Origin of the sequence: Micromonospora sp. NPDC049175, assembly GCF_043197345.1 — a bacterium.
Lineage (GTDB): Bacteria > Actinomycetota > Actinomycetes > Mycobacteriales > Micromonosporaceae > Micromonospora.
On sequence record NZ_JBICSY010000007.1, the window covers coordinates 264,058 to 280,268 of the forward strand.

Below are 16,211 nucleotides of genomic sequence, written 5' to 3' on the forward strand. Positions count from 1 at the left end.
GCCCGGAGGACGCCGTGACGACGCCATACCCGCCACCACCGCCACCACCGGCCCGGGGACGAGACCGGACCACGCTCTGGGGTGTGCTTGGCATCGTGCTGGGGCTGATCTGCTGCGGCATCCTGGGCATCATCTTCGGCTACCTGTCCATCCGGGACGCCCGCCGGTACGGGCAGTCACCGTTGCTGGGCTACCTCGCCATCGTGTTCGGCGTGATCAACATCATCGGCGGGGCGATCCTGCGCGCGACCGGTAACTACCCGTTCTGGAACAACGACTGAGCGGGCCGGTCGACCAGCGAGCTGACGCTTGTAGAGCAGAGCGGGGCGGCCGCCGATGCTGGTCTCACCGGTCACGGTGAACCCAGTGCGTGCCAGCACCGCCTGGGACGCCGGGTTGTCGAGTGTGGCCAGCGCGGTGAGACCGGCGAGCCGGTAGTCGTCGGCGGCCAGGTGGCACACCTGCTCGACAGCCGCGGTGGCGACGCCCTTGCCGGCGGCCCGCTCACCGACCCGGTAGCCGAGTTCGGCGAACCCGGCCGCGACATCCACGAGGTTGACCCGGCCGACCAGGTCACCCTGCTCGGTCAGGACGACGTGGAAGTGACACAGGCCCGCCTCCTGCTCGGCCAACAACGCGCGGTGCCGATCGGCGAACCCGGAAAAGTACGCGTCGCCACGATCCGGCACCGAGCCCGCGAAGTACGCCCGGTTCTCCCGTTCGAACGCCAGCAGAGCGTCCGCGTGGTCGGCCCTCAGCCGCTGCACTGTCAGCACGCCGGCAGCCTACGGTCCGTTCGGCGGCCCGGTGGTACGCCGAAGGGGGTCGACCGTGACCGGTCGACCCCCTTCGCTGTTGCTGGACCGGCTCAGTTGCCGGACATGAGCTCCCGCATCAGGTTCGCGGTCTCGGTCGGCGTCTTGCCGACCTTGACCCCGACCGCCTCCAGCGCCGCCTGCTTCGCCTCGGCGGTGCCGGCCGAGCCGGAGATGATCGCCCCGGCGTGACCCATGGTCTTGCCGGGCGGAGCGGTGAAGCCGGCGATGTAGCCGACCACCGGCTTGGTGACGTTCGCCTTGATGAACTCGGCGGCCCGCTCCTCGGCGTCGCCACCGATCTCACCGATCATCACGATGGCGTCGGTCTCCGGGTCGGCCTCGAACGCCGCCAGGGCGTCGATGTGGGTGGTCCCGATGATCGGGTCGCCACCGATGCCGACGCAGGTGGAGAAGCCGATGTCGCGCAGCTCGTACATCATCTGGTAGGTCAGCGTGCCGCTCTTGCTGACCAGGCCGATCCGGCCGGAGCCGGTGATGTCGGCCGGGATGATGCCGGCGTTGGACGCGCCGGGCGAGGCGATGCCGGGGCAGTTCGGCCCGATGATCCGGGTCTGCTCGCCCTTCGCCACGTTGTACGCCCAGAACGACGCGGTGTCGTGCACCGGGACGCCCTCGGTGATCACCACGGCCAGGCCGATCGCGGCGTCGATCGCCTCGACCACGGCGGCCTTGGTGAACTGCGGCGGCACGAAGATGACTGTGACGTCGGCCCCGGTCTCGGCCATCGCGTCCGCGACGGACGCGAAGACCGGCAGCTCGGTGCCGTCGAAGTCGACCTTCTGGCCCGCCTTGCGCGGGTTGACGCCGCCCACCACGTTGGTGCCGGCGGCGAGCATCCGCCGGGTGTGCTTGGAACCCTCGGAACCGGTCATCCCCTGCACGATGACCTTCGAGTCCTTGGTCAGCCAGATAGCCATGATCAGACCCCCGCAGCTGCCAGCTCGGCGGCCCGCTCGGCCGCACCGTCCATGGTGTCCACCCGCTGCACGAGCGGGTTGTTCGCGCCGTCCAGGATCGCCCGGCCGGCCTCGGCGTTGTTGCCGTCGAGACGGACGACGAGCGGCTTGGTGACCTGCTCGCCGCGCTGCTCCAGCAGGGCCAGCGCCTGGATGATGCCGTTGGCGACCTCGTCGCAGGCGGTGATGCCGCCGAAGACGTTGACGAAGACGCTCTTCACGGCCGGGTCGGAGAGCACGATCTCCAGCCCGTTCGCCATCACCGCGGCGCTCGCGCCGCCGCCGATGTCGAGGAAGTTCGCCGGCTTGACGTTGCCGTGCCGCTCACCGGCGTACGCGACGACGTCGAGGGTCGACATGACCAGACCCGCGCCGTTGCCGATGATGCCGACCTCGCCGTCGAGCTTGACGTAGTTGAGGTCCTTGGCCTTGGCGGCCTGCTCCAGCGGGTCCACGGCGGCCTGGTCGACAAGCGCCTCGTGGTCCGGGTGCCGGAACGCGGCGTTCTCGTCCAGGCTGATCTTGGCGTCGAGCAGCAGCATCCGGCCGTCGCCGTTCTTGGCCAGCGGGTTGACCTCGACAAGTGTGGCGTCCTCGGCGACGAACGCCTGCCACAGGCCGACGGCGATCTCGACCACCTGGTCGGCGACCTCGGCCGGGAAGCCGGCTGCGGTCACGATCTCGCGGGCCTTGGCCTCGTCCACGCCCTTGACGGCGTCGATCGGGGCCTTCACCACCTTGTCGGGGGTGTCGGCGGCGACCTGCTCGATGTCCATGCCGCCGGCCACGCTGGCGATGCAGAGGAAGGTGCGGTTCGCCCGGTCGAGCAGGTACGAGAAGTAGTACTCCTCGGCCACGTCCGCGGTCACCGTGATCATGACCTTGTGGACGGTGTGGCCCTTGATGTCCATGCCGAGGATGTCGGTGGCGCGGGCCACCGTCTCCTCGGCGCCCTCGGCCAGCTTGACGCCGCCGGCCTTACCTCGGCCGCCGACCTTCACCTGCGCCTTGACGACCACGCGACCGCCGAGGCGGTCGGCGATCGCACGGGCCTCTTCGGGGGTAGTGGCGACGCCGCCGGCCAACACGGGCAAGCCGTGCCGCTCGAACAGGTCCCGCCCCTGGTACTCGTACAGGTCCACGATTGCGCGTCCCGTCCCGTCTCCGCGGCGCGCCGTCGCGCCGCCACCAGCGTTCGAAAAACAGTTTGACGCCTGTCATCAGTTGAAACAGGCCATTGGCCGCAGCCTAGCGAGGTCGGCACCGCCGGCAACCGAGCGGGTGCGTGGTGTGCGGTAATGCACAACCGGACATCGGGAGCAGCCGGTTTCCGGCCACGACTCCGGCCGCATCCACCGTCCGGGCGATGTTGCCCTGGTGGCGTAACCCGGCCGTGGGGGCGTCGTTGAGTCAGATGTCGGAGCGCTTCACAGCGCGATGACGGGAGACGGCCGATGCCCTGTCGGTCGAGGGGTGGCGGCGGGGCATCGTGCATAGAGGGGCCGGACGTGTGAGGGGTGCGTCCGGCCCCTCCCCCGTGCCCAAATCCGGTCGCCGAGCAAATCCGGTCGCCGAGCAACCCGTCGCGACGAGCCTCAGGAAACCGGCTGCGCGACGTTCTGTCGGACCCACTCGACGATTGCCTGAGTGGTGGCGCCCGGCGTGAAGATCTTTGCGACGCCCAGCTTCTCCAACTCGGGAATGTCGCCGTTCGGAATGATGCCGCCACCGAACACGACGATGTCGCGGGCATCCCGCTCACCGAGCAGTTCCAGCACCCGCCGGAAGAGCGTCATGTGCGCGCCGGAGAGAACGGACAGGCCGACCGCGTCGGCGTCCTCCTGGATGGCGGTCTCCACGATCTGCTCGGGGGTCTGGTGCAGGCCGGTGTAGACGACCTCCATCCCGGCGTCCCGCAGGGCGCGCGCGACGACCTTCGCTCCCCGGTCGTGGCCGTCCAGACCGGGCTTGGCGACGACGACCCGAATACGAGAGCTCATCAGCGCACACCTTTCACCGGCTTCACGGCCTTCACCTTAACGAACGGTAACCCGGCGGACCCGGCCCGGGAAATCCGGGCTCCGCGCCCCGGCCACCGCCCGCCCCGACCACGGCCTGCCGGGAGCAGCGCACCGAGGCGAGCCGCACCCGTCCCGGCGCGGGCCGCCCGGCCCGCAGTCAAGCCGGACGACTCCGCCGGACCGGTCACGCTCGGCGACGAACGGGCAGCAACGGGGGCACCGTTCGGCGTCGCGATGCATGACAATCATGGACGCAAACGGACAGATCGACACGCCAATTTTCCGCTCTAGCTTGTGACTCGCCTGGTGGTTGGCTAACGTGTCCACGGTTGTCATCAGGTCCATGGACGGGTGACGACGCGGTCAGCGGACGTTCACCGGAGCTTCACGAACGCCCACCGGCCGCTTCGGAACCCCGACAACGGAGGGTGTGCGTGCGCCAGCGCCTGTCGTCTGAGCCCGATCGATATCGCGGTCGTCGCCGCGTACCCACCCCACCGCGTAGCCGTTACGCCGCTGTCGTCACCACCGCCTTCGTCGGGGCCGGCATCGTCGCGCTCGGCGCGAGCGCGCTGCCGGACGCCAAGGACGTCAGCCCGAAGGTGCTCGACGAGCTCAAGCAGGCGTCGGTCACCAGCCAGGAAGTGGCGACCCGTGCGGACAACGCCGACCGCGCCTCGCGGGACAGCCGCAGCAAGGTCAGCGCCGAGCCCGAGGTGTGGCTGCTGCCGCTCCAGGGCTACGACTTCAACTCCCCCTACGGGATGCGCTGGGGCAAGATGCACACCGGCGTGGACCTGGTCGCCGGCGAGGGCACGCCCTATGTGGCGATCCACGACGGCCTGGTCACCAAGGCCGGCTGGTTCGGTGGGTACGGCAACGCCGTGATCGTTCAGCACGCCGACGGCAGTGAGGCCATCTACGGCCACTCCTCCGCGGTGAGCGTCAAGGAAGGCCAGCAGATCAAGGCGGGCGACCAGCTCGGCCTGGTCGGCCAGACCGGTCACGCCTACGGCACCCACCTGCACCTCGAGATCCATGTCAAGGGCAAGCCGATCGACCCGGTGCCGTTCCTGCAGGACCGCGGAGTGGACATCAAGCTGCAAGTCGAGGCAATTTACAGCGAGGTAGCCGGCTCCTGACGCTGCGTACCGACCGTTGACCGCCCGGATCTGTCGATCCGGGCGGTTTTTCGTGGGCGTCTGTCTGCCAGGTCACAGTCGAGATTGTGAGCGGCGACACCGTACCGCATGATCACTTTTCCGGTCGTAGCGCCGCAGAGTGGGTCATATCCGGGCAGGTGAGCCGCTCTCCCTGGCCCTGCCACCCGGTCCCCATCCCGCCCCCGCTCGGCGCGATACCAGTATTTCGAGGTCAAGTGCCCCTCGACCGTGAAGGTTCGCCGTGCAGGAAGACAGCCCCGTCCAGAACGAGAACACCCCCGACACCGCCCCGACCGAGCAGCCACGGCACTCCCGTCGACGCAACCGGCTCATCGTGCTCGGCGCCGCCGCGCTGCTCGCCCTCGGCCTCGGCGGCGTCATCGTCGCCACCACCGGTAACGACCACCCGGCACCCGCCGCCGTCTCCCTCGACGCGCAGTCCCGCAACGAGGCCGCCAGCCGGGCCGACCGCTCCGTTCGCGAGTCGAGCACGCCGGCCACCCCCTCGGTCAGCCCCACGCCGAGCCCGTCGGCGACAAGCGCCAGCCCGACGCCCACGAAGACGGCCGCCGCGAAGGCCAAGCCCACGCCGAAGAAGACCTCGAAGCCCACACCCGCCTGGGTCGACCCGATGCCGGGCGCCGCAGTCACCTCCTGCTACGGGCAGCGCTGGGGAACCCTGCACGCCGGCATCGACCTGGCGCTGCCCTCCGGTACGCCGATCCGCGCCGCCGCCTCCGGCACCGTGACCCAGGCCGGTGACGCCGCCGACGGGTACGGCAACTCGGTCTTCATCGACCACGGCAAGGGGTACCTGACCCACTACGCCCACCAGAGCCGCATCGCGGTCACCGTGGGGCAGGCGGTCAAGGCCGGCCAGGTCATCGGCTACGAGGGGGCCACCGGCGACGCCACCGGCCCGCACCTGCACTTCGAGGTGCACCAGGGCATGTGGAACCAGATCGACCCGGCCCCGTTCATGCGGGCGCGCGGCGTGGATCTGGGCTGCTGAGGCCGAGATCCATCGGTCAGCTCGTGCCGCTGTTGGCGGCCGCGCGCTCGGCTGCCTCGTAACGCCGCGCCACCTGGCGGAAGGCTTCCTTCGGCTCCCACCGTGTGGGGTCCTCGGCGGGTACGCGCACCACGCCGAAGCCCGCCATGTCCAGGTCGTGACGCGGGTCGGCGTGGTGCGGGAAGTCCGGCATGGCAAAGGTGTAGACGAAGCAGCCGTGCACGCCGTGTGCGGCGTAGAGGTCGATGAGTTCGGCCAGATACGCGGCCTGGGTCGGCTCGTCGCGGACGTGTCCGTCCCTGACCCGGGGTGGTTGGGTGAACCAGTTCACGATCCGGAACGAGCCGGGCCCGCGGCGCTCGGCCCCGAGGTGGGCGCCGCACCCGAACTCGGTGATGACCACCGGCTTGTCCGCCTCCCGCAGCAGGGCGCGCAGCCGTTGCTGGTAGGCGGCCGGGTCGGGGCCGAGACGGTAGAGGTTGACGCCGACGAGGTCGAAGCCGGACCAGTCGACCTTCTCCCAGAAGCCCGCGGCGTAGCTGACCGGCCCGTGGAACGCGGCGCGGGCGACGGGCAGGGCGGCACCGAGCAGGGCGTTGAGCTTGCGGGTGATCCGGCGGTCGAAGAAGCGGCGCCACCGCACCAGCACCTGTAGCCGGATGAAGACACGCGGTCCCGGGAGCATCCCCGGGGAGGTGAGGGAGAACTCGCTGCCGAGCAACAGCGTGACCCGACCCGGGTACTGGACGCGCAGTTGCTCGGCCGCCGCGGCCGTCGCCGCGAGGTGGGCCAGGATCTCGCGGTGCGGGCGGTCGGCGACATACGGCCGGACGTAGACATCGAGCCCGACTTCCAGGGCGCACCGCGCGGCTTCCATCTGCGTCCGGGTATCGGTGTCGATCACCATCACGGTCGTGCAGTGCAGGTCGTCGCGGATGGCGCGCATGTCCCGACGCACCGCCTCGCCGGAGGTATGGCCGGCGACGTAGGAGATACCTCTGATGTCCAGGCTCATGCTCCTCACTATCCGGGGCCGGGTGCGGTGCCGGCCACGGCCGAGGACCGGAAATAGACCTTGGTTAACGTCTCTATACCTTCGGCGCTGCCGCCCGCGGCAGGGTGCGGCAACGCCGTACGCGTTCCACCTTCCCGGCGTGCTCCGGGCGATGGTCTGGTCGCCGAGGCCGCGACCGGCGACCGGCCCGTCGTTCAGGTGTGCGCCTGGGCGCGCGCCGCGCGGCGTTGCGTCGGCGCGGCCAGGCACCAGGTCAGCACCACGGCCGGCGCGATGTGCAGAACGGCGCCGAGCCAGTCCGCGGCACCGAAGGTACCGCCGAGGATCAGGGTGACGATGATTGCCGCCGGCACCACGTGCATCACGATGTTCGGCAGCAGGAACTGTCGCATTGTCGCGTCCTGACCCCTACTGATGATCCAGTTCATCATCCCGACGACCACCAGATCGGTGCCGAGCGCCCGTGCCACGAGCAGCGATCGAGCATCCGGGTGGTCAGCAAGGCCGGTCCCGGGCGCGATGAGCCACACCGCACCCAGGACCACGATGTCGAGCACCGCGACAGCCTTCAGAACGAGCGACAGTTTCACGGGACTTCTCCTCACCCTCTAAACGGGATGCACATCCCGTTTTGGTGAAAGATACGGGACGCGCATCCCGTTTGTCCAACCACACCGGACACCGCCATGAGCGCGACCCCCAGGGCGGCCACAAGGATGGCGACAGTGATGCGGCCGGCGTGGCCGAGCGGCTCGGTGAGGTACGCGCCGAGCAGCACCCCCGCCGCGACCAGGACGGTCACACCGGCGCGCCGAACCGGCGCGTTGGAGTCCGGCAACCGGGCGGATCGCAGCAGTCGCGCCAACTGCCAGGCCACCGGCCCGGCCAGGCCCAGCGTCGCCGCGCCGACCCCCTCGAACACCACGTCGTCGGGCACCGCGAAATTCAACCCACCGAACACGTTCCGCAACCTGTCGTCAGACATCCCCCCGGCGTGGAACGCCAGCTTGAGAGCGTGGTTGAACCCGCCCTCAACGAGGCCAGCCAGGCCGACGAACGCCACGGCGACCATGACCGCACCGGCGGAGAGCGCCAGACGGCTGCCGGTGCGGGCATGTCGGGCGAGCAGCGCCAGCGCCAACACCAGCAGCAGCCCCAGCGGCAGGAGACCGACGAGCCTGACCGGGGTGCCGTACCGGGCCGCGCCGTAGGCGTGCTCGACGACGAACGCCACGTACAGCGCGATCAACCACCGACCCAGGTCACGTCGCGCACGCGGATGTTCGGACAATGTGCCCACCACCTATAATCGGAACCGCCATCCCGCTTGACCATACGGGATGGCCATCCCGTTTAGGAGTCCGAGATCGCCGAGCAACGCAAGCCGCGCGCCGATGGCGTACGCAACCGGGCGAAGGTCTTGCGCGCTGCGATCGACGCGTTCGCCACGGATGGGCCGACGGTGCCGATCCACGAGATCGCCCGCCGCGCCGGTGTCGGCACCGGCACCGTCAGTCGACACTTCCCGACCAAGGAATCGCTCTACGAGGCGATCGTGCAGAGCGTGGCCAAACGCCTGGTCAGCCGGGCGACCGAGCTGCGGGCCACTCGCGAGGCGGGCCCGGCTCTGTTCGAATTCCTCGCCAGCATGGCAGCCGAGGGCGCGACGAACCGCGCACTGGCCGATGCGCTCTCGGGCACCGGGTTCGACATCGCCGCCGCGGCGGCGAAGGGCGAACACGACCTCAATCATGTCCTGACCGAACTGCTCAGCGCCGCTCAGCGCGCAGGCGCGGTGCGTCCCGACGTCGACGCCGCCGACCTGAAGGCATTCCTGGTCGGTTGCGCGGTCCGGGAACGCGACGCCGCCGCCCCGGCGGCCCGAGACCGCATGCTCACGATCGTCCGGGACGGCCTGAGCACCGTGCGGCGGCCATGATCTCCAGGCGTGCCGGGGTCAGAGTTTGTCGACCGGGGCGTGCCGGAGCACCAGCCACATCGTCTGGTCGCCGAAGTCGATCTGCGCCCGGGCACCCGGGCCGTGCCCCTCGACGGCGAGCACCCGCCCCAGCCCGTACCGCTGGTGGTTGACCCGGTCGCCGGCCGACACCTTCGGCCCCTGCGGCAGCTCACTGGCCGTGGTCAGCCGGCTGGCGTCCACGCCGAGCCGCTGCGCCAACTGCGCGGCCTTCGGCGTGCCCCCGGTGAAGGTGCCACGCACGCCGGGCGCGCGGTCCGCACGACCGCCGACGCCGCCGCCCCCGCCGGCCCACGAGGTGTACGACCCCTCGGTGCGCTCCCAGTGCACCAGCTCGGTCGGCAACTCCTCCAGGAACCGCGACGGCGGGTTGTAGGACGGCTGCCCCCAGGCCGAGCGGGTCACCGCGCGGGAGAGGTAGAGCCGCTGTCGGGCGCGGGTGATCCCGACGTACGCCAGCCGGCGCTCCTCCTCCAACTCGCGGGTGTCGCCGAGCGAGCGCAGGTGCGGGAAGACGCCGTCCTCCAGCCCGGTCAGGAAGACCACAGGGAATTCCAGGCCCTTGGCGGTGTGCAACGTCATCAGGGTGACCACGCCCTGGTGGTCGGGATCGTCGGAGGGGATCTGGTCGGCGTCGGCGACGAGCGCCACCTGCTCCAGGAAGCCGGCCAGGGTGGCCCGCTCCCCCTCCTCGCCCAGCGCCTCGATCCGCTCGGTGTACTCCCGGGCGACGCTCACCAGCTCCTGGAGGTTGTCCACCCGGCCGGCGTCCTGCGGGTCCAGGCTCTCCTCCAGCTCGGTGAGGTAGCCCGAGCGGGTCAGCAGCGCCTCCAGCACCTCCTCCGGGGTGCCGGTCTCGGACAGCTCCCGGGCGCCGTCGAGCAGCGCCACGAAGTCGGCGATGCCATTGGCCGCCCGGCTGGAGATGCCCGGCGCCTCCCGGGCCCTGCGCAACGCCGCGCCGAACGAGATCCGGTCCCGGCTGGAGAGCGCCTCGACACACGCCTCGGCGCGGTCGCCGATGCCCCGGCGGGGGGTGTTGAGGACCCGCCGCAGGCTCACCGTGTCGTCGTCGTTGACCACCGAACGCAGGTACGCCAGAGCGTCACGGACCTCCTTGCGCTCGTAGAAGCGCACCCCGCCGACCACCTTGTAGGGCAGGCCGACGCGGATGAACACCTCTTCGAACACGCGGGACTGGGCGTTTGTGCGGTAGAAGACAGCGACGTCGCCGGGTCGGGTCTCGTCGGCGTCGACCAGCCGGTCGATCTCCCGGGCCACCCAGTCGGCCTCGGCGTGCTCGGTGTCGGCCACGTAGCCGACGATCCGCTCGCCGGCGCCGGCCTCGCTCCACAGCCGCTTGGGCTTGCGGGAGGTGTTGCGGTCGATCACCGCGTTGGCCGCGTTGAGGATGGTCTGGGTGGAGCGGTAGTTCTGCTCCAGCAGGATCGTCCGGGCGTTTGTGAAGTCCCGTTCGAACTCCAGGATGTTGCGGATCGTCGCGCCCCGGAACGCGTAGATCGACTGGTCGGCGTCACCCACCACGCACAGCTCCGCGGGCTCCAGCCCGTCGGTGCCGGACACCAGCTCCTTGATCAGCACGTACTGGGCGTGGTTGGTGTCCTGGTATTCGTCCACCAGCACGTGCCGGAACCGCCGACGGTAGCTCTCCGCGACGTGCGGGTGGGACTGGAGCAGGTGCACCGTGGTCATGATCAGGTCGTCGAAGTCCAGCGCGTGCGCCTCACGCAGCCGCCGCTGGTAGAGCGTGTACGCCTCGGCCAACGCCCGCTCGTTGGGCCCGGTGGCCCGCGCCGCGAACTGCTCCGGGTCGACAAGCTCGTTCTTGAGGTTGGAGACCTGGGCGGCCAGCCCGCGCGCCGGGTAGCGCTTCGGGTCGAGATCGAGCTCGCGGGTGACGAGCTGCATCAGCCGGCGGGAGTCGTCCGCGTCGTAGATCGAGAACGTCGACTTGAGGCCGGCGTGCTCGTGCTCGGCGCGCAGGATCCGGACGCACGCGGAGTGGAACGTCGACACCCACATCAGGCGGGCCCGGGGGCCCACCAGCGCGGCGACGCGCTCCTTCATCTCACCGGCCGCCTTGTTGGTGAAGGTGATCGCGATGATCTCCCCGGGATGGACGTCCCGTGCGGCGAGCAGGTAGGCGATCCGGTGCGTGAGCACCCGGGTCTTGCCGGATCCGGCGCCGGCGACGATCAGCAGCGGCGAGCCGGCGTGGCTGACGGCGTCGCCCTGTGGCCCGTTGAGCCCGGCGAGGAGCTGCTGCGGATCGAGGCGCACGGGGGCCGGCCCGGGTCGGTGCGGGCGGGCCGGCGCGGACTCCGGCGCAGGCGGGGACGCGGGAATGTCGAAGAGAGGATGCATCGCCCGACAAGTCTATGCCGCCGGTCGGACACTCTCCCGCCCGCTGCGCCGAGGCGCGAGGATGGGCCGCTTGATGCTTGCGCAGCCGGTGCCGACGTGGGCATACTCGTCAACGTGATCGCTGCGCGCTACCACTTTTACTATGGCACCGGGAGTCCGGCTGCCGTAGGTCGCGCCTGATCGATTCAGACCTGCAAAAGCCCCGGGCTCCTGGAGTCCGGGGCTTTTTCCGTCCCGGGTTCCGGGCACCGGGCACCACAGTGCGAGAGGTACCCGATGATGACAGACGTGATGGAGCAGAGCGGCGGCCCGACCCGGCCCGAGGCGGAGCGGCCGGTGCCGAACGAGACCGAGGCGACGCCGGCAGCGGTCGACAACGCCGGGCCGGTCGAGGCACGGACCGGCACCGAGGAACCCACCGCCTCGGCACGGATCGTGCAGATCAGGGAACGGATCGACGAGATCGACAACGCGATGATCGCGCTCTGGCAGGAGCGCGCCGCGTTGTCCCAGGAGGTCGGCGCGACCCGGATGGCGTCCGGCGGAACGCGCCTGGTGCTCGCTCGGGAACGCAAGATCCTGGAGCGGTTCCGGGTCGCGCTCGGCACCGACGGCACCCAGTTGGCCCTGCTGCTGCTCCGCGCGGGCCGCGGCCCGCTCTGAGCCGGGTGGCGGGCGGTCAGCCCGAGCCGGCCCGGAAGCGGCCCGGCCGGGTCACCGACAGACGAAACCGCCTGCCGTCGTCGTGGTGACGTCGGCAGGCGGTTTCGGGTGGCTCAGGCCTCGTGGGTGGCGACGATCTCGCGCCGCTCCGCGAAGTGGCAGGCGCTCGGGTGGTCCGAGTCCCGCCGGATCTCCAGCAGTGGGACCTGCTCGGCGCAGATGTCCTGCGCCTTCCAGCAGCGGGTCCGGAACCGGCAGCCCGAGGGCGGGCTGATCGGCGACGGCACGTCACCCGTGAGCCGGATGATCGTCTTGTTGTTGCGCTGCGTCGGGTCCGGCACCGGCACCGCCGACAGCAGAGCCTGGGTGTACGGGTGGGTCGGCCGCTCGTAGATCTCGTCCTCGGTGCCGATCTCGACGACCTTGCCGAGGTACATCACCGCGACCCGGTCCGAGAGGTGGCGGACCACCGACAGGTCGTGCGCGATGAAGACGTACGAGAGCCCGAACTCGCCCTGGAGCTTTTCCAGCAGGTTCATGACCTGGGCCTGGATGGAGACGTCAAGGGCCGACACCGGCTCGTCGCAGACGATGATCTCGGGCCGCAGCGCGAGCGCGCGGGCGATGCCGATGCGCTGACGCTGACCGCCGGAGAACTGGTGCGGGTACCTGTTGATGTGCTCCGGGTTGAGCCCGACCAGGTCCAGCAACTCCCGGACCTTGGCCCGACGGCTGCCCTTCGGCGCCACCTCCGGGTGGATCTCGAACGGCTCACCGAGCAGGTCGCCGACGGTCATCCGGGGGTTGAGCGAGGTGTACGGGTCCTGCATGACCAGCTGGATCTGCCGACGGAGGCGTCGCAGCGCCCCACCGGACAGCTTGGAGGTGTCCTGGCCCTTGTAGATCACGCTGCCGGCGGTCGGCTTCTCCAGGTTCATCAGCACCCGGGCGAGGGTCGACTTGCCGCAGCCGGACTCGCCGACCACGCCGAGCGTCTCACCGGCGCGCAGACCGAACGAGACGCCGTCCACCGCCTTGACCTGACCGACCGTCTTCTTGAACACCACACCCTGCGTGACGGGGTAGTGCTTGACCAGGTCACGGACCTCGAGGATGTTCTCAGACACGGTTCACCAGCTCCTCGGCGAAGTGGCAGGCGCTGGCCCGGGCGGGACCCACCTGCAGCAGCGGCGGGATCTTCTCCCGGCACACCGGCTGAACCATGGGGCAGCGGGGGTTGAACGGGCAGCCCGGCGGGATGTTCATCAGGTTCGGCGGGAGGCCCTTGATCGTCCGGAGCTGCTGCCCCTTCTCGTCCAGGCGCGGGATCGAGTCGATCAGGCCCAACGTGTACGGGTGCGCCGGCTTGGCGTACAGGTCGTACACGTCGGCCTGCTCGACGATCCGGCCCGCGTACATGACCGCGATCCGGTCCGCGACGTCGGCGACCACGCCGAGGTCGTGGGTGATCAGGATCATGCCCATCTGCCGCTCACGCTGGAGCTCGGCGAGCAGGTCCATGATCTGGGCCTGCACGGTCACGTCGAGCGCGGTGGTCGGCTCGTCCGCGATCAGCACCTCCGGGTCGAGCGCCAGCGACATCGCGATCATCGCGCGCTGCCGCATACCGCCGGAGAACTGGTGTGGGTAGTTGTTGAACCGGCCCTTGGCGTTCGGGATCTTGACCTGGTCGAGCATGTCGATCGCGCGCTTCTTGGCCTCGGCGCGACCCATGCCCCGCCGGACCCGGAACTGCTCGGCGATCTGGAACCCGACCGTGAACACCGGGTTCAGCGCGGAGAGCGCGTCCTGGAAGATCATCGCGATGCCCTCGCCGCGGATGCGACGGCGCTCCTCGTCGGACATGCGGAGCATGTCCTTGCCGTGGAAGCGGACCTGCCCGCCGGTGACGAAGCCGGGAGGCGTGTCGAGGATGCCCATGATGGTCTGCGCGGTGACGCTCTTGCCGGAGCCGGACTCGCCGAGCACGGCGAGGGTCTCCCCCGCGTCGACGTGGTAGGTGACCCCGTTGATGACCTTTGCGACGCCGTCCCGGGTGCGGAACTCCACCCGCAGGTCGTCGACCTCGAGCAGCCGGCCGGAGGGACGTCCGGACCCGCCGGATCCCGGCGCGGACTGCTCGGACACGAGAATGTCGGACACTGGATCTCCCCTAGCGGAGTTTCGGATCGAGGGCCTCGCGGACCGCCTCGCCGAGCATCACGAAGCTCAGCACTGCGGTGACGAGGAACGCGGCGGGGAAGAAGACAAGCCCCGGTGCGACCCGGATGAAATCCTTACCCTCGCTGATCATGATGCCCCAGGACACCACCGGCGACTTCAGGCCGACACCCAGGAACGACAGGGTGGCCTCGGCGCCGATGAACGAGCCGACCATGATCGTGCCGTAGACCAGCAGCGGAGCCAGGCAGTTCGGCAGCAGGTGCTTGAGGATGATCCGACCGGTGCCGGCACCCAGCGCGCGGGCCGCCACGATGTAGTCGGCCTCCCTGGTGGCGAGCACCGAGGATCGCATCAGGCGCATCACGACCGGCCAGCTCAGCACGATCAGTGAAGCGATCACCAAGCCCATGATCTCGGCCTTGCTGTTGTTGGTGCCCGAGCCGTTGAACGTGGTCAGGATGACGATCGCACCCAGCACGAACGGCACGCCGAAGAACACGTCGCCGATCCGGCTGAGCAACCCGTCCACCCAGCCGCCGCGGTAGCCCGCGATGACGCCCATGAAGCCACCGACCAGCAGGGTGCCGACCACGGAGAGGACGGCGACGATGATGGAGGCCCGCGCACCGTAGATGACCCGGGCGTAGACGTCGCGGCCCTGCAGGTCGTACCCGAACCAGGCGTCTCCGCTGGACTTGCCGAGGCTGCGGGACAGCGCGCCGGTCTCCGGGTCGCCGCCCGGAGCGAACAGCCCCGGGACGATCGCCATCAACAGGAAGATCACGATGAACGTCGCCGAGATCCAGAACAGCGGCTTGCGACGCAGGTCCCGCCAGGCGTCACCGAGCAGACCACGTGGCTTCTCGTTGCCCTGCCCCGTGGCGGGGGCTACCGGGTCGGTCGGCTGCGCGGACGGGGTGCTGACAATCGATGCGGTACTCGGGTCACTCATAACGGATCCTCGGGTCCAGTGCGGCGTAGAGCAGGTCAACCAGCAGGTTCATCACGAGATAGACGACCACCAGGACGACCACGATCCCGACCACGGTGGCGCTCTCCTTGGTGATGATCGCGCGGTAGACCTCGCGGCCGATGCCGTTGATCTGGAAGATGCCCTCGGTGATGATCGCGCCGCCCATCAGGGCGCCGAGGTCGGTGCCGAGCAGGGTGACCACCGGGATGAGCGAGTTGCGCAGCAGGTGCACGCCCACGACCCGCCGCATGGGCAGGCCCTTGGCGATGGCGGTGCGCACGTAGTCGGCCCGGCGGTTCTCCGCGATGCTCGTCCGTGCCACCCGGGCGATGTACGCCACCGACGCGCTACCGAGCACGAAGCCCGGCACGATCAGCTCGGACCACCGCATCTCGGAGGAGACGGTCGGCTTGGTGATGCCCCACTGCACGCCCAGCAGCCACTGCAGCACGAAGCCGACCACGAACACCGGCAGCGCGAGCAGGAAGAGGGTGGAGACCAGGACAAGGTTGTCCAGGAAGCCGTTGCGGCGCAGACCGGTCAGCACGCCGGCGCCGAGACCGATGACGGCCTCGATGGCGAGCGCGACCAGGGCCAGCTTCAGCGTGTTCGGGTACGCCGTGGCGATGATGCCGCCGATGTCGCGCTGCGAGAACGTCTGACCGAAGTCGCCCTGGAGCAGGTTCTTCATGTAGTTGGCGTACTGCACGAAGACGTTCTGATCGAGGTGGTACTTCTCGGTCATGAAGGCGATGTACTGGTCCGGGCAGCGGCGCTCGCCGCACTTGCCGGCGAAGGGGTCGCCCGGCACGGCCCAGACGAGCCAGTAGATCAGGAACGTCGAACCGATGAAGACCGGCACGAGTTGGAGCAGCCGTCTCAACAGATAACGGCCCATGGGGTGGTCCTCCAGACAGGGGGCGCGTCGGACGGCCGACACGGTGGTGACAACGTGCGAGTGAAGTGTTGTAACACCCAATCGCGGAACGGCCCCGGGTCGGGCTCACCGGATGTGGCGAGCC

At 69.7% G+C, this 16,211-nt stretch carries 17 protein-coding genes; 5 read left to right on the plus strand and 12 right to left on the minus strand.

From position 1 onward, the window contains the following. Positions 1–14: 14 nt before the first annotated feature. Positions 15–281: a DUF4190 domain-containing protein gene (locus tag ACGFH8_RS27175; RefSeq protein ID WP_179780945.1), complete on the plus strand. Its 267-nt coding sequence runs from the start codon at positions 15–17 to the stop codon at positions 279–281. Here ACGFH8_RS27175 and ACGFH8_RS27180 read toward each other — a convergent pair. From ACGFH8_RS27180 to ACGFH8_RS27195, 4 genes are all read right to left on the minus strand, one after another. Then, entirely contained in the window at positions 177–776 is a 600-nt protein-coding gene (locus tag ACGFH8_RS27180; RefSeq protein ID WP_393372334.1) for a GNAT family N-acetyltransferase, read from the minus strand. The two genes, ACGFH8_RS27175 and ACGFH8_RS27180, sit on opposite strands and share 105 nt — an antisense overlap. 92 nt (positions 777–868) lie before the next feature. Continuing rightward, positions 869–1,756, minus strand: coding sequence for a succinate--CoA ligase subunit alpha (sucD, locus tag ACGFH8_RS27185; protein ID WP_393372337.1), 888 nt, complete (start codon positions 1,754–1,756; stop codon positions 869–871). A gap of 2 nt (positions 1,757–1,758) precedes the next feature. Next, the gene (gene sucC / locus ACGFH8_RS27190; RefSeq protein WP_393372339.1) at positions 1,759–2,937 is read right to left on the minus strand and encodes an ADP-forming succinate--CoA ligase subunit beta; all 1,179 of its coding nucleotides are present in this window, start codon (positions 2,935–2,937) and stop codon (positions 1,759–1,761) included. A gap of 453 nt (positions 2,938–3,390) precedes the next feature. Continuing rightward, complete coding sequence (locus ACGFH8_RS27195) at positions 3,391–3,795, minus strand: cobalamin B12-binding domain-containing protein (protein WP_030491849.1); 405 nt, start codon at positions 3,793–3,795, stop codon at positions 3,391–3,393. Positions 3,796–4,250: 455 nt separating this feature from the next. On the opposite strand from ACGFH8_RS27195, the gene ACGFH8_RS27200 reads away from it, so the two are divergent. Both ACGFH8_RS27200 and ACGFH8_RS27205 read left to right on the plus strand, forming a co-directional pair. After that, on the plus strand, positions 4,251–4,958 hold the full coding sequence (locus ACGFH8_RS27200) for a M23 family metallopeptidase (protein WP_393372342.1): 708 nt from the start codon (positions 4,251–4,253) through the stop codon (positions 4,956–4,958). A gap of 262 nt (positions 4,959–5,220) precedes the next feature. Beyond that, positions 5,221–5,991, plus strand: a complete 771-nt coding sequence (locus ACGFH8_RS27205) for a M23 family metallopeptidase (protein WP_393372344.1) — start codon at positions 5,221–5,223, stop codon at positions 5,989–5,991. Positions 5,992–6,007: 16 nt separating this feature from the next. On the opposite strand, the gene ACGFH8_RS27210 is transcribed toward ACGFH8_RS27205, so the two are convergent. The 3 genes from ACGFH8_RS27210 to ACGFH8_RS27220 form a co-directional block, all read right to left on the minus strand. After that, positions 6,008–7,006, minus strand: coding sequence for a hypothetical protein (locus tag ACGFH8_RS27210; RefSeq protein WP_393372347.1), 999 nt, complete (start codon positions 7,004–7,006; stop codon positions 6,008–6,010). A gap of 194 nt (positions 7,007–7,200) precedes the next feature. Next, positions 7,201–7,563 carry a hypothetical protein gene (locus ACGFH8_RS27215; RefSeq protein ID WP_393372349.1) on the minus strand — a complete coding sequence of 121 codons (363 nt, stop codon included), beginning with the start codon at positions 7,561–7,563 and terminating at the stop codon, positions 7,201–7,203. A gap of 44 nt (positions 7,564–7,607) precedes the next feature. Next, a complete protein-coding gene (locus tag ACGFH8_RS27220; protein ID WP_393372352.1) occupies positions 7,608–8,297 on the minus strand; it encodes a hypothetical protein in 690 nt (229 codons plus the stop codon). 129 nt (positions 8,298–8,426) lie between these two features. On the opposite strand from ACGFH8_RS27220, the gene ACGFH8_RS27225 reads away from it, so the two are divergent. Beyond that, positions 8,427–8,945, plus strand: coding sequence for a TetR/AcrR family transcriptional regulator (locus ACGFH8_RS27225; protein WP_393372355.1), 519 nt, complete (start codon positions 8,427–8,429; stop codon positions 8,943–8,945). Positions 8,946–8,963: 18 nt separating this feature from the next. Here the strand turns inward: ACGFH8_RS27225 and pcrA are convergent, their stop codons facing one another. Further along, positions 8,964–11,369, minus strand: coding sequence for a DNA helicase PcrA (gene pcrA, locus ACGFH8_RS27230; RefSeq protein ID WP_393372357.1), 2,406 nt, complete (start codon positions 11,367–11,369; stop codon positions 8,964–8,966). 276 nt (positions 11,370–11,645) lie between these two features. Here pcrA and ACGFH8_RS27235 point away from each other — a divergent pair, with 276 nt between their 5' ends. Further along, positions 11,646–12,032, plus strand: coding sequence for a chorismate mutase (locus tag ACGFH8_RS27235; protein ID WP_393372360.1), 387 nt, complete (start codon positions 11,646–11,648; stop codon positions 12,030–12,032). A gap of 113 nt (positions 12,033–12,145) precedes the next feature. Here ACGFH8_RS27235 and ACGFH8_RS27240 read toward each other — a convergent pair whose 3' ends face one another. Genes ACGFH8_RS27240 through ACGFH8_RS27255 form a run of 4 tightly spaced genes read right to left on the minus strand, consistent with a single transcriptional unit; the run spans position 12,146 to position 16,087 of the window. Beyond that, on the minus strand, positions 12,146–13,159 hold the full coding sequence (locus ACGFH8_RS27240) for an ABC transporter ATP-binding protein (RefSeq protein WP_393372363.1): 1,014 nt from the start codon (positions 13,157–13,159) through the stop codon (positions 12,146–12,148). Beyond that, entirely contained in the window at positions 13,152–14,180 is a 1,029-nt protein-coding gene (locus tag ACGFH8_RS27245; protein ID WP_393372445.1) for an ABC transporter ATP-binding protein, read from the minus strand. The genes ACGFH8_RS27240 and ACGFH8_RS27245 overlap by 8 nt, the downstream gene beginning before the upstream one ends. Before the next feature lie 25 nt (positions 14,181–14,205). Beyond that, positions 14,206–15,168 carry an ABC transporter permease gene (locus ACGFH8_RS27250; RefSeq protein WP_393372365.1) on the minus strand — a complete coding sequence of 321 codons (963 nt, stop codon included), beginning with the start codon at positions 15,166–15,168 and terminating at the stop codon, positions 14,206–14,208. Next, on the minus strand, positions 15,161–16,087 hold the full coding sequence (locus ACGFH8_RS27255; protein ID WP_393372368.1) for an ABC transporter permease: 927 nt from the start codon (positions 16,085–16,087) through the stop codon (positions 15,161–15,163). Before ACGFH8_RS27255 ends, ACGFH8_RS27250 begins: the two co-directional genes overlap by 8 nt. Positions 16,088–16,211 lie beyond the last annotated feature (124 nt).